We start from the raw sequence: 12107 nt of genomic DNA, 5'->3' as shown, positions 1-12107 counted from the left end.
GACGTGACGGAGCGGGCGGCCGCGTCAGTCGTCGTACGACAGGCCGTGCCCGGACGGGAAGAGGACCCGGGCCGGGTCGTCGGCCCGCTGGACGGGCACGGGCAGTCGTCCGCGCGGATCGACCCGGCCCGCGATCACCCTTGCGGCGGCGCGCAGTTCGACCTCGGTCCAGCAGTAGGAGGCCAGTGAGGCCGGGACGTCGCCGAGGTGGGCGATGTCGTAGGGGTTGCGCACCGCGAGGTGGACGACGGGGACGCCCGTCGCGACCAGCCGGGACACCAGGGTGCGCTGGGCACTGGTGGGGCCGACGTTGTCGGTGGTGACGACCACCGCGTCCCGGCCCCGTGCGGCGGCCACGGCCTCGTCGATCTTCGCGGCGTCGGGCTCCCGTCCGGTGGCGAGGTGGGTGGTGCGGTGGCCCAGCTCCTCGAACGCCCGGGCCAGCTCGGGCACCGTGGTGCGGGTGTCGTCGGTCGGGAAGGCCGGGCTGGCGCCGGTCACCAGCAGCTTGCGCCGCCCGCGGCGCAGCGGGAGCGTCTCGTCCTCGTTGACCAGCAGGGTCGTGGTGCGCTCGGCGATCCGGTCGGCGGCGAGCCGGTGCACGCGGGCGCCGACGACCCGGTCGACCTCCCGCCGGGAGGTGTAGGGGCTGTCGCCGAGCAGGCCGACCTTGTCCTTGAGGCGCAGGATGCGCAGGACCGACTCGTCGAGCCGGTCCTCGGTGATCTCGCCGCCGCGCACGGCGGCCAGGACGCCGTGGTAGGCGACGCCGATGTCCGGCGGGAAGAGAAGCTGGTCGGCACCGGCCTTGAGGGCGAGGACGGGCACGCGGTCGTCGCCGTACTTGGTACGCACTCCCTGCATGTTGAGGGCGTCGGTGACGATGACGCCGTCGAAGCCGAGTTCGTCGCGCAGCACGCCCTGGAGGATCGCGGGCGACAGGGTGGCCGGGTCGTTGCTCGGGTCGAGCGCGGGGACCTGGAGGTGCGCGGTCATGATCGAGTCGACGCCGGCGGCGATCGCGGCCCTGAAGGGCGGGGCGTCGACGCGCTCCCACTCCTCGCGGGTATGGGTGATCACCGGCAGTCCGGTGTGGCTGTCCTGTCCGGTGTCCCCGTGGCCCGGGAAGTGCTTGGCGCAGGCCACCACGCCGGCCCGCTGGTAGCCCGTCACCTGGGCCGCCACCATGCGACCGACCTCGCGGGCGTCGGCGCCGAAGGAACGGACGTTGATGATGGGGTTGGCCGGATTGACGTTGACGTCGGCGACGGGGGCGAAGTTCTGCCGGATGCCCAGGGCGGCGAGTTCGGTGCCCGAGATCAGTCCGGCGGTGCGCGCGTCGGACAGCGAGCGGCCCGCGCCCAGCGCCATCGCGCCCGGCAGCTGGGTGGCGCCGCTGCCGATGCGGACGTTGACCCCGTGCTCCTGGTCGATGGAGATCAGGGACGGGACGGGGGTGGGCAGCGCCAGCGACGCCCGCTGCACACCGTCCGACAGGTCCGCGATCTGGCGGGGGTCCTGGATGTTGTTCGTCCAGCCGGAGAAGTAGATGACACCGCCGATGTGGTACTTCGCGATCAGCTCGGCCACGGTGCGGACGCCGAGCTCCCGGAGATTGCGCTCCTGGTCGAACTGGCTGGGAGAAGTCGCCGACGTGCCGTAGAAGTACGGGACGAACAGCTGGCCGATCTTCGCCTCGACGCTCATCCTGGAGATGATCTTCTTGAGGCGGTGGTCGCGCCCGTGCGCCGCCGCGGGGGTGGCCGCCACCCCCACGGCGCCCGCCGTGCTCGCGGCGACCACGGTCGCGGAGGCGAGAACGGTCCGTCTGGACAGACTCCGGTCCTGCATGCGGACATGCTCCTTCCAGCCTTGCTCGTCAAGGGAGTTGAAGGAAACTTGAAGGACTCCGAACAGCGGGAAACGTAGCCTGCGCGTCACGGGCGGGCAAGAGGTCTAGACAAAATAGGTCTAGGCCACGGCAGGGATCGAGCGGCCCGCCCAGTCCGGGGCCGCCTCGGTCAGCTCCGTGAGGCGGCGCCGTACCGCGTCCGGGAAACCGGCGGCGCGGCCCGTCCCCCGGTCGACGTGGACCCCGAGCAGCTCCGTCGTCGCCACCGGGACCGCGTCGGGCGCCGGCTCCGAGGCCGGCGCGGACACCACGTACATCTCGTGCGCGAAGCGCACCTTGCGTGCCGCGGCGCCCAGCACCCGGGTGCGGACGGCCAGATGGGAGTCCACGGGCACTTCCCGCAGGAAGCGGACGTGGGACTCCACCGTGTAGAGGGAGCAGCCGGTGGACTCGCGGTAACCGGAGCCCAGACCCGTCCCGTGCATCAGCGCGTCCGTGGCGTGGCCGAAGACGAGGACGTAGAAGGCCTCACTCATATGACCGTTGTAGTCGATCCACTCCGGACGGACCGCGCTGCGGAACAGGGGAAGCGCCGTCATCGGGAGCCCTCCCCGCGGTCCAGGCGGCCCGTCGCGCGCAGCACGTCGACGACACCCCGGTCGCGTTCGGCCACCAGGTCCGCGAGGGAACGGCCGTCCGCCGCCTCGTCGCAGCCCGCCACCACGGCGTCGTACAGCGCCTTGTCCAGTTCCGGCGCTTCGAGGCGCGTCCACGGCGACTTCAGGGACGGTCCGAAGTGGTCCAGCATGTGCGCCATACCGCCCTCGCCGCCGGCCAGCGCGAAGGTCAGCATCGGCCCCATAACCGCCCAGCGCAGCCCGGGGCCCTCGGTGATCGACCGGTCGATGTCCCGGACCGTCGCCTCGCCGCTCGCGACCATGTGCAGCGCCTCGCGCCACAGGGCCTCCTGGAGGCGGTTGGCGATGAAGCCGGGTACCTCGCCGTCCATCGTGATGACGGACTTGCCCGCGATCTCGTAGAAGCGGGAGGCCCAGGCGACCGCGGCCGCGTCGGTGCGTTCGCCGCCGACGACCTCGACGAGCGGTATGAGGTAGGGCGGGTTGAACGGATGGCCGACGACCAGGCGGGACGGGTCCGCGGCCGTCGTCTGCATGTCGGTCATCGGATAGCCGGAGGTGGACGAGGCGATGACGACGCCGGGAGGTGTCGCCGCGTCCAGACGGGCCAGCAGATCACGCTTGAGGTCGAGCTTCTCGGGCGCGCTCTCCTGGACGAACTCGGCGTCCGCGACGGCCTGTTCGAGAGTGTCGGTGACGGTGAGCCGGTCGGTCGACGCGCCCTCGGCGAGGCCGAGCGAGGTGAGCGTCGGCCACGCCGAGTCGACCAAGCGGCGCAGCTTCCGCCCGGCGTCGGGGGCCGGGTCCCAGGCGGTCACGTCGTAGCCGCGGGCCAGGAAGTGGGCGACCCAGCCGCCGCCGATGACTCCGGCACCGACGCAGGCGACACGCCGGACGTTCTCGGGCGCGACCGGACCGGGGGAGGCCGGAGCGAGGGAGGCCGGACCGGGGGACGCAGGATCGAGGGAGGTCGGCTCGGGGAACGCAGGATCGAGGGTGGACGGCTCGGGGGAGGTCGGCTCGGGTGTGTTCATGAAAGGGATCCTTCGTCGTCGCGGGGGGCTACTTGCGCGGCTTGAGGCCGAGGGTGGCGCGGGCCTCGTCGGGGGTCGCGACGCGTGCGCCGATCGACTCGGTCAGGGTCACGGCCCGCTCGACGAGCTGGGCGTTGGTCGCCTTGTTGCCCTTGCCGAGATACAGGTTGTCCTCCAGGCCCACCCGGACGTGGCCGCCGAGCAGGATCGACTGCGCCACCCACGGCATCTGCATCCGGCCGAGCGCGAAGCTCGCCCAACGCGCGCCCTCCGGCAGCATGTTGACCATCGACTGGAGCACCCCGGGGTCCGCGGGCGCGCCCCACGGGATGCCCATGCACAGCTGGAACACGGTCGGGTCGTCGAGCAGGCCCTCCGCGAGCAGTTGCTTGGCGAACCAGAGCTGACCCGTGTCGAAGATCTCCAGCTCGGGCCGCACACCCAGCTCCTGGATGCGCCGCGCGCCCGCGCGCAGCATGTCGGGCGTGGAGACGTAGAGGTTCGAGCCGTCGCCGAAGTTGAGCGAACCGCAGTCCAGCGTGCAGATGTCGGGCAGCAGGTCCTCGACGTGCGGCAGGCGTTCCAGACCGCCGACGAGGTCGGTGCCGGGGAGGTGGGTGAGCGGGTCGTCCGGGTCGATGACCAGGTCGCCGCCCATGCCGGCGGTGAGGTTGATGACGACGTCGGTGCCGGTCTCCTTGACGCGCTCGACGACCTCCCGGTACAGCTTCGGATCGCGGGACGGATCACCGGTCTCCGGGTCGCGCACGTGGATGTGGACGACGGCCGCTCCGGCGGCGGCGGCCTCCACGGCGTTCCGGGCTATCTGCTCCGGCGTGACGGGGACGTGCGGACTCTTGCGGACGGTGTCGCCGGCGCCGGTGAGCGCGCAGGTGATGATGACGTTCTCGTTCATGGGCATGCGGGAGCCTCCCGAAGGCTTGCCGGGCATCCTGCCGCTCCGGACTACGGAGCCAGGATCGTGTCGGTGACGTGGGTGGTCAGGGCCGCGTGCATCGCGTCCGCGGCCGCGGCGGACGACGGCCCGCCCACCGAGAGGACGTGCGTCGCCAGCCCGTCGATCAGCGCGGTGAGCGTCAGTGCCGCCGCCTGCGGATCGAGCCCGGCGCGGAACACGCCCTGGCCGACCCCTCGGCGTACGACGTCGGCGACGGTCTCCCGCCACTGCCGGTAGTACTCGGAGTGGAGCCGGCCCACCGCGGTGGAGCGCGCGGCCTCGGCCCACAGGTCGAGCCACACCGCCCACTGGCGGCGCTGCTGCGCGGTGCGCGGCGTCTGTAGCGCGATCAGCTGGCGCAGCTCCGCCGCCGCGTCGTCCGCCTCGGCGAGACGGGCGGCACGGCGCGCGGTGTCCTCGTCCATGCACCAGCGCACGGCCGCCTCCAGGAGTTCGGCGCGGCCGGGGAAGTGGTAGTGGATCGCGGCACTGCTGGTGGCGCAGGCGCGGGCGATGTCGGCGACCCGCACCGCGTGGAAGCCGTGCTCCGCGATCAGCCGGACCGTCTCGCGGACGATCTGGAGCGCTCGCCCGCCCTCGACCCCGACGGTCGGCGCCGCGGCCTTCTCGCGGGACCGGGTGCCGAGCAGCCAGCCGGCGTCCACCCGGCCCTCGTCGGCGATCCGCGCCAGCTCCGCGGCCGTGAAGCGGCGGGTGCCGCTCAGCGAACGCGACAGCTTGGACGGATCCATGACGACACGGCGCGCGAACTCGCGCTGGCTGACGCCCGCCGCCGCGATGACCTCGCGGACGCGGGCGGCGGTGTCGGCGGTCGGTGAGCCGTCGGGGACGTCGTCGGTTTCCACGGGGCACGACCCTAGACAGGTGTTGCGGAAAACTCAACAGCTGTGAAGAGATAACTGCATGCTGGTAAGGCTCATTGAGGTCCTGACTGGCGTGCCAGTCAGCTGCTCAACGGAAGCGCGCCGACGAGTGGGTGGGAATGGTCCCGCGGGCCCCGTTCATCACGGTTGAGTACCGGGCCGGAATTATGGCTTCCGTCACAGCAGATGTGATCTTGGCCTGGTGGGATCGCCGGATGCTCGGTTTCCTCGTCCGCCTGCTGCCCTTCTGGGTCCGCGAGCCCCTGCTCATCCTGGTCGGGTCCGTCTTCGGCGTGCGCATCATGTACCTCGCCCACCGGGACGGCGAATGGGTGGCGGCCGCGATCGGCCTGGTGTTCCTGGTGTTCACCGCGGTCCGCGTCCACACGGTGGCCCGCGCCCTGCGGGCCCGCCGCGCCCCCGCCCCGGCGGCCGCTCCGGTGGCCGCTCCGGTGGTCGCTCCGGTCGCTACGGCCGCCGCGGAGAAGGAACCCAACGCGTGGGGCCAGGCGTTCGCGGCCGTGGCCGTCTTCGCGGCACTCGGAGCCGCGCTGTGGCTCGGCCCGCACCTGGTGCCCTCCGACGACGACGGCGCACCGCAAGCCGTCTCGTGTGCCGGCGGGGAGGACGAGGAACTGCCGGGCGCGTACCGGAAGACGCCCCGGGCGGTCACCGGCGAGGATCTGTGCGACGCGCTCAACAGACCCGACCTGGCCCAACTCCTCGGAACCCCCGCGGAGACCGCGACCGCGGTGTCCGGTACCAGCAACACGCTGGCCGACGGGAAGGTGGCCCAGCCGGAGGCCGAGGTCCAGTTCGACACGTACACCGTGAACGTCTCGGTCATGTACAACAAGCTTTCCATCGCCCAGTACGTCGAGCTGATGGAGTACGGCGAGGAGACGGACGTCAAGACGCTCTCCGTCCTCGGCCGGCCCGCGGTCCTCGCCTCGGACCACCTGATGAAGATCGAGATCAACTTCGGAGGCGGCGCTTCGGGCGGCCCGGTCGAACAGGGCCCCTTGGCGCGAACCCTGTCCGTGGCCCTCGACGCGAAGGACCGGGGCGGCTACTACGACATCACCGTGTGGAGCACGTCCGGAGCCTTTCCGGAGGACGGTGCCCTGCTGGACATCGCCGAGAAGGTGCTTCCGACCATCCCGGATCGCACCGTCTGAGACGCCGGCGCGGACGGACGGGCATGCTCGTCCCGGCCCTGCCACGCGGCGACCGTGAAGCACAGCGCCACGGCTGCCAGGAGCAGTTGGACCGCGCGCTTCACCGGGCCGAAACCGACTCGTGGCCGAGCCGAACGGGGCCTCAGCGAGGTCCGGCACGCCGTGCCCACGTTCGACACGCACTCGGAGGCGGGCACGTCAGGGACCGCGTGATCCCCGCCGCAGCCCCGTGCCTCAGCCCGCGTCGGCGCTGCGGGCGGTGAGGATGCGGACGGTCCGTTCGCCGGTGTGGCCGTCCCGTCCGTGCCAGCAGCGGTAGTTGTCGAGGACCAGGATGTCGCCCTCGTCGAGCCGAAAACGCGGCAGCGACGGTTCGACGCCGTGCACGGCGTCGTTCAGGCGGGCGAGCTGGGTGCGGATGTGGTCCGTGTCTGGGTCGCGGTGCAGCGGCACGGCTCCGTCCGTGCGCCGCACGACGCGCCGCCCGGTTCGGGTGAACTCGACGTGCCGCCCGACCCGGGGACGCGCCGGCAGCCCGCGCAGGTCCGCCCACGCGCCGTAGAGATCGACGTCGGAGCCGTGGAGGAAGGTGTGGAGAGCGGGGTCGGTGGCGGCGAGGGCGTCGACGAAGGCGTAGGCGTCCAGCGCGAAGGAGTCACCCCCGCGGAGCGCCGGCCGCACGCACTGGACGAGGACGTGGTCCTCGTCGGGGTGCCGACGCCGGTGGGGTACTCCGCCGATGTCGACGACGAGGTCGAAGCTGTCCGCGTGCAGGTGGACGGCGCCCCCGTCGTGCGAGGTGCGGACGCGGTGCGGGTACACCTCCCGCAGGCGGTGGCCGATGACCTGGGCCGCGGCGACGACCAGGGCGTCGGACGTGTTCGCGTGACCGGTGAGCGTCACCGCCCCGTCGCGCAGGAGCAGTTCGCGGGCCGCCCCCGCCCGTTCGCGGGGGACGCGGGTGGGGGAGACGCCTGGGCCGCAGGCGGCGGTGTTCCCCTGTGGACGGTGCGAGTCGGCGGGTGTGTGCATGACTCCAGATTGCCTCCGTCAGGGGTGAGCTCCTCGGTACGGCCGTCACGGCGTGGTGCCGCGCCCTCGTGGGACCGAGAAGGCGCGGGCGCCGGGCGCCAGGGCGGCGGTCGCGGGCGCCGCGAAGCAGACGAGCGCGCAGCCCGTGAGGACCGCCGTCGCGCCGAAGGCGTCGATGGCCGGGGCGATGAGGGCGAGTCCGAGCGGGGCGAGGCCGTAGGACAGCAGGAAGTCCAGGGAGGAGACCCGGGCCAGTTTGTCCGGCGCGACTTCGCGCTGGGCGGCGGTGAACCAGGGCACGTTGAACAGTTCGATGCCGATGCCCGCGACGGCGTAGGCGGCCATCACGACGACCGGGTGCACGGGGAACACCAGGCTGAGCGGTGCGAAGCCGTAGGCGGCCAGGCCGGTCAGGGCGGCCCAGCCGGGGGAGCGCGGGCGCCAGCGGGCCATGAGCAGCGCACCGCCCAGCGCTCCCGCGGTGTAGGCGGTCATCGCACCCGCGAGCACCACCTCGGTGCCGTACTCGTCCCTGCTGACCAGGGGAAGGGCGACGCCGGTCGCCGAGTAGCCGGTGGCTATCACGGCCGTCAGCGCGCCGAGGCCGGCGAGGAACCAGGGGTGCCTGCGCGCCTCGCGGACCCCCGCCGCGAACTCGGCCAGGAAGGAGGCTCTGACCGCCCCGGCCGCAGGCTCCGGCGTCCCTTCCGCGGCCCCGGGCCGTGCGCCGGTCACGGGTGCGCAGGCCGCGACCAGCCAGAGCAGCCCGATGCCCAGCAGCAGGGCCCAGGTGTCCAGGAAGACGGCGAGCAGCGCGGCCGATGAGGGGCCGACGAGCGTGGTGACCCGTACCGCGAGGGTCATCGCGGCGTTGGCCTGCTGCCTGCGCCCGGCGTCGACCACTTCGGCGGTGAGGGCTTGGTAGGCGGGGCGGCAGGCGCCCTGGCCGGCCCCCGCCACCGCGGCGGCGGCCGCCATCAGCAGCACCGAACGCCCCAGCCCCGCGGCGATCACCGGGGCCGCGGCCGCGGAGGCGAGTCCCGCCCACAGCACGACGCCCCGGCGGGAGTGCCGGTCGGCCAGGACCCCGGCCACGGGCACCGCGGCGAGGAACCCGACGGTGCGCGCCGCCAGGAGCAGACCGAGGTCGGTGGCGGCCAGGGTCCGCTCGAAGACGGCGAGGCCGAGGACGAAGGGCAGGGCCCAGGTGGCCAGGCCCGATGCGGTGGCGCCGGTCCAAAGGCGCAGGAAGGCCAGGTCGAGCAGGATCGAGGGCTGCTTCACGGGAGGGGACTCGGCGGCGGTCGGAGGGGCGGAGGGAGTGGGCACGAGGGAGTGCTCCTGTCCTGTCGGCGGCGACGGATCGCACGCGTACCGGCAGCAACTGCTTGGTCCAGCAGTCAGGTTGTGCGACGGGACCGGCCGTGGCACCGGGCGGGCAGCGCGACGCGGCAACACACTATCGCAGTGATAATCATTTCCATTAGAGTGCTACCGGTCGTCGTCCTGCGAGGGGTTTCGGGTTCCGTACATGAACATGCGTTCCATTGGTGAGGGAAGGTGAAGGTGCCGCACATACCTCCGCCCGCGGCCTCCGTGTCCGCGGCCGACGGGGACACGGTGGGCCCGGTCGAGACGGCGGCGCCCCGGCCCGCAGCGGCTGCGCGGGGCCGGCTCGCGTCCCGCAGAGCACTGCTGCTCGGCTGCACGGCGCTGGCCGCCCTCCTGCTCGTGTCCGTCGTCGTCGCCATCGGCCTCGGTCCCGCCGTCGTCGCCCCGGGGGAGACCGCCCGCCATCTGTGGGCGGCTCTCAGCGGCGGGCGCATCGGCCCCGACGAGGTGACGACGTATCAGATCATCTGGCAGATCCGCACGCCGCGCGTGCTGCTGGCGGCACTGGTGGGGGCCGGGCTCAGCGCGGTCGGAGTGGCGATCCAGGCCATGGTCCGCAACGCGCTGGCCGACCCCTTCGTCCTCGGGGTCTCCTCGGGCGCGTCCGTGGGTGCCGTCGGGGTCACCGTCACGGGAGGGCTCGCGGTACTCGGCATCCACGCCGTCTCCGTCGGCGCCTTCGTCGGCGCACTCGTCGCCTCGCTCCTGGTGTACGCGGCCTCCTCCAGCAGGGGCACGCTGTCACCGCTGCGCCTCGTGCTGACCGGCGTGGCCATGTCGCTGGGCTTTCAGGCCGTGATGAGCCTGATGATCTACTTCGCGCCGGACAGCGAGGCGACGAGCATGGTCCTGTACTGGACCATGGGCAGCTTCGGTGCGGCGACCTGGGGCGCGTTGCCCGTCGTCTCCGTCGTGGTGCTGGCCGGACTCGCGGTCCTGTACCGGTACGGGCGGGCACTCGACGTCCTCTCCCTGGGCGACGAGACGGCCGCGAGCCTCGGCTTCGACCCCGACCGGTATCGCAAGGTGCTGCTGGTGCTCGTGTCACTCGTCACGGGCGTCATGGTCGCCGTCAGCGGCGCCATCGCCTTCGTCGGCCTCGTCATGCCGCACGTGGTGCGGATCGTCGTCGGTGCCACGCACGCCCGCGTGCTCGCCGTGGCCCCACTGGTCGGAGCGATCTTCATGGTGTGGGTCGACCTGGCGGCACGGACCCTGGTGGCCCCGCGCGAGCTGCCACTCGGGGTCATCACCGCGCTGGTGGGGGTGCCCGTCTTCATCGCCCTCATGCGGCGCAGGGGCTACACCTTCGGAGGCCGCTGACATGGACCTGAGACTCGATGGACTCACCGTGGTGACGGACGGCCGGAGTCTCGTCCGCGGGCTCTCTCTGGAGGTCCCGGACGGGCAGGTCGTGGGGCTCGTGGGGCCCAACGGGAGCGGCAAGTCCACCGCGCTGCGGTGCGTGTACCGGGCGCTGCGGCCCAGCTCCGGAACCGTCTGGGTGGGGGAGCGGGACCTGACACGGCTCGCGCTGCGCGACAGCGCCCGCACGATCGCGGCCATGACCCAGGACGGTGGCGTCGACTTCGACTTCACGGTCGAGGAGGTCGTCGCCCTCGGGCGCGCGCCCCACCTGCGCGGGAACCAGGCGCTCAGCGGCCGGGAACGCGACCTGTGCGAGCGGGCGATGGACCGGCTCGACATCCGGCACCTCGCGCACCGGGGCGTGCTCACGCTGTCGGGCGGTGAGCGCCAGCGCGTCCTGCTGGCCCGCGCGCTCGTCCAGGAACCGCGGATCCTCGTCCTCGACGAACCGACCAACCACCTCGACGTCCGCCACCAGGTCGAGCTGCTCTCGCTCCTGAGCGGGTCCGGACTCACCGTCCTCGTCGTCCTGCACGACCTCAACCTCGCCGCCGCGGCCTGCGACCGGCTCGGCGTCCTCTCCCAAGGCCGCCTGGTCGCCTCCGGCACACCCGTGGACGTACTCACGGCAGAGCTCATCGGTGACGTCTTCGGCGTCACGGCCAGCGTCGTCCCCCACCCGCTGACCGGCGATCCCCAGCTCCTGTACTCGCTCAACCCCACCCGCTGAAAGGCTGCTCACGCATGCGTACAACCCGAACCCCCGCCGCCGTCCGCCGGCCCGCCGCGCTCGGCTCCGCCCTGGCGGCGGCCCTGGTGCTCGGCGGATGCGGCGCCGAGGTCGAGTCGGACGCCAAGGAGTCCGACAAGGTCACCGTCAGGCGTTGCGGCGAACCCGTCGAGTACACGGTGCCCGAGCGGGCCGTCGCCTACGAAGGCGGCAGCGCGGACAAGCTGTTCGCCCTCGGCCTGACGGAGCACGTGCACGGCTATGTGATGCCGCCCGCGAACCCGCCGGTGAGCGAGTCCCCCTGGGCGTCCGAGTACGCGAAGGTGAAGATGCTCAGCGACGACCTCCTGAACAAGGAGGTGGTGGTCGAGGCCAAGTCCGACTTCGTGGTGGCCGGCTGGAACTCCGGCTTCAAGGACGAGCGGGGCATCACGCCCGAGATCCTGGACAAGCTCGGCATCCAGAGCTTCATGCACACCGAGAGCTGCTTCAACTACCCGGGGCACCCCGAGAGGATGAGCCCCTTCGAGGCGCTCTACACCGACCTCGAACGCCTCGGCGAGATCTTCCGGGTCGAGGAGAAGGCCACGGACGTCGTCGACGGGTTGAAGAAGCGCGTGGCCGCGGTCGAGGACAGGGCGCCGCAGGGCGATCCGGTGCCCGTCTTCCTCTACGACTCCGGCACCGACCAGCCGTTCACCGCCGGCAACCAGGTGCCCCCCAACGACATCATCAAGGCGGCCGGCGGCAGGAACGTCTTCGACGGCCTCGACGAGCGCTGGACCCAGGTCAACTGGGAATCCGTCGCCGAGGCCGAGCCCGAAGTCGTCGTCATCCTCGACTACGGCGACCAGCCCGCCCAGAAGAAGATCGACTTCCTGCGGAAGTCCCCCCACACCAAGGGACTTCCGGCCGTGCGCAACGACCACTTCTTCATCCTCGACTACAACGAGGGCATCAGCGGGCCCCGCAACATCGACGGCCTGGAGAAGTTCGCCACCTACCTGCGCGGACTCGAGGGCTGAGCCACCGCCGGCCACC

Annotated in this window: 11 protein-coding genes; 4 read left to right on the top strand and 7 right to left on the bottom strand. The window is 72.2% G+C overall.

Going from position 1 to position 12107, the window contains the following annotated elements; translation table 11 throughout:
• Positions 1-24: 24 nt before the first annotated feature.
• The 5 genes from B9W62_RS07460 to B9W62_RS07440 all read right to left on the bottom strand — a co-directional run bounded on the left by B9W62_RS07460 (position 25) and on the right by B9W62_RS07440 (position 5348).
• Positions 25-1851 (bottom strand): glycoside hydrolase family 3 protein, encoded by a 1827-nt coding sequence (locus B9W62_RS07460; RefSeq protein WP_087806365.1) that lies wholly within the window; start codon positions 1849-1851, stop codon positions 25-27.
• Positions 1852-1971: 120 nt separating this feature from the next.
• The gene (locus B9W62_RS07455; RefSeq protein ID WP_087806363.1) at positions 1972-2451 is read right to left on the bottom strand and encodes a thioesterase family protein; all 480 of its coding nucleotides are present in this window, start codon (positions 2449-2451) and stop codon (positions 1972-1974) included.
• Positions 2448-3524 carry a 3-hydroxyacyl-CoA dehydrogenase NAD-binding domain-containing protein gene (locus B9W62_RS07450; RefSeq protein ID WP_256976223.1) on the bottom strand — a complete coding sequence of 359 codons (1077 nt, stop codon included), beginning with the start codon at positions 3522-3524 and terminating at the stop codon, positions 2448-2450. Before B9W62_RS07450 ends, B9W62_RS07455 begins: the two co-directional genes overlap by 4 nt.
• A 28-nt stretch (positions 3525-3552) precedes the next feature.
• Positions 3553-4446 carry a beta-keto acid cleavage family enzyme gene (locus B9W62_RS07445; RefSeq protein WP_087806360.1) on the bottom strand — a complete coding sequence of 298 codons (894 nt, stop codon included), beginning with the start codon at positions 4444-4446 and terminating at the stop codon, positions 3553-3555.
• A gap of 44 nt (positions 4447-4490) precedes the next feature.
• A complete protein-coding gene (locus B9W62_RS07440) occupies positions 4491-5348 on the bottom strand; it encodes a TetR/AcrR family transcriptional regulator (RefSeq protein WP_087806358.1) in 858 nt (285 codons plus the stop codon).
• Positions 5349-5581: 233 nt separating this feature from the next.
• On the opposite strand from B9W62_RS07440, the gene B9W62_RS40110 reads away from it, so the two are divergent.
• Positions 5582-6544 carry a DUF6215 domain-containing protein gene (locus B9W62_RS40110; RefSeq protein ID WP_179235953.1) on the top strand — a complete coding sequence of 321 codons (963 nt, stop codon included), beginning with the start codon at positions 5582-5584 and terminating at the stop codon, positions 6542-6544.
• Between the two features lie 234 nt (positions 6545-6778).
• Here B9W62_RS40110 and B9W62_RS07430 read toward each other — a convergent pair whose 3' ends face one another.
• Positions 6779-7576, bottom strand: a complete 798-nt coding sequence (locus B9W62_RS07430) for a TauD/TfdA family dioxygenase (RefSeq protein WP_087806356.1) — start codon at positions 7574-7576, stop codon at positions 6779-6781.
• 45 nt (positions 7577-7621) lie between these two features.
• Positions 7622-8905, bottom strand: a complete 1284-nt coding sequence (locus B9W62_RS07425; protein ID WP_373433668.1) for an MFS transporter — start codon at positions 8903-8905, stop codon at positions 7622-7624.
• A 246-nt stretch (positions 8906-9151) separates the two neighbouring features.
• On the opposite strand from B9W62_RS07425, the gene B9W62_RS07420 reads away from it, so the two are divergent.
• From B9W62_RS07420 to B9W62_RS07410, 3 genes are read left to right on the top strand one after another with little or no spacing between them, the layout of a single operon-like run.
• Positions 9152-10291 (top strand): FecCD family ABC transporter permease, encoded by a 1140-nt coding sequence (locus tag B9W62_RS07420; RefSeq protein ID WP_087811793.1) that lies wholly within the window; start codon positions 9152-9154, stop codon positions 10289-10291.
• Position 10292: 1 nt separating this feature from the next.
• Positions 10293-11066 carry an ABC transporter ATP-binding protein gene (locus B9W62_RS07415; protein ID WP_087806354.1) on the top strand — a complete coding sequence of 258 codons (774 nt, stop codon included), beginning with the start codon at positions 10293-10295 and terminating at the stop codon, positions 11064-11066.
• A 14-nt stretch (positions 11067-11080) separates the two neighbouring features.
• Positions 11081-12091, top strand: a complete 1011-nt coding sequence (locus B9W62_RS07410; RefSeq protein WP_087806352.1) for an ABC transporter substrate-binding protein — start codon at positions 11081-11083, stop codon at positions 12089-12091.
• Positions 12092-12107: the final 16 nt, after the last annotated feature.

The sequence above is a fragment of the Streptomyces sp. CS113 genome (assembly GCF_002188365.1).
In the GTDB taxonomy this organism is placed as follows: Bacteria; Actinomycetota; Actinomycetes; order Streptomycetales; family Streptomycetaceae; genus Streptomyces; species Streptomyces tendae.
This window is presented reverse-complemented; position numbering and strand designations above follow the sequence as displayed.

Excerpts from the sequence above, each read along its gene's own strand:
- B9W62_RS07460 (WP_087806365.1), bottom strand. The coding sequence starts at position 1,851 with ATGCAGGACCGGAGTCTGTCCAGACGGACCGTTCTCGCCTCCGCGACC.
- B9W62_RS07455 (WP_087806363.1), bottom strand. The coding sequence starts at position 2,451 with ATGACGGCGCTTCCCCTGTTCCGCAGCGCGGTCCGTCCGGAGTGGATC.
- B9W62_RS07450 (WP_256976223.1), bottom strand. The coding sequence starts at position 3,524 with ATGAACACACCCGAGCCGACCTCCCCCGAGCCGTCCACCCTCGATCCT.
- B9W62_RS07445 (WP_087806360.1), bottom strand. The coding sequence starts at position 4,446 with ATGCCCATGAACGAGAACGTCATCATCACCTGCGCGCTCACCGGCGCC.
- B9W62_RS40110 (WP_179235953.1), top strand. The coding sequence starts at position 5,582 with ATGCTCGGTTTCCTCGTCCGCCTGCTGCCCTTCTGGGTCCGCGAGCCC.
- B9W62_RS07430 (WP_087806356.1), bottom strand. The coding sequence starts at position 7,576 with ATGCACACACCCGCCGACTCGCACCGTCCACAGGGGAACACCGCCGCC.
- B9W62_RS07415 (WP_087806354.1), top strand. The coding sequence starts at position 10,293 with ATGGACCTGAGACTCGATGGACTCACCGTGGTGACGGACGGCCGGAGT.
- B9W62_RS07410 (WP_087806352.1), top strand. The coding sequence starts at position 11,081 with ATGCGTACAACCCGAACCCCCGCCGCCGTCCGCCGGCCCGCCGCGCTC.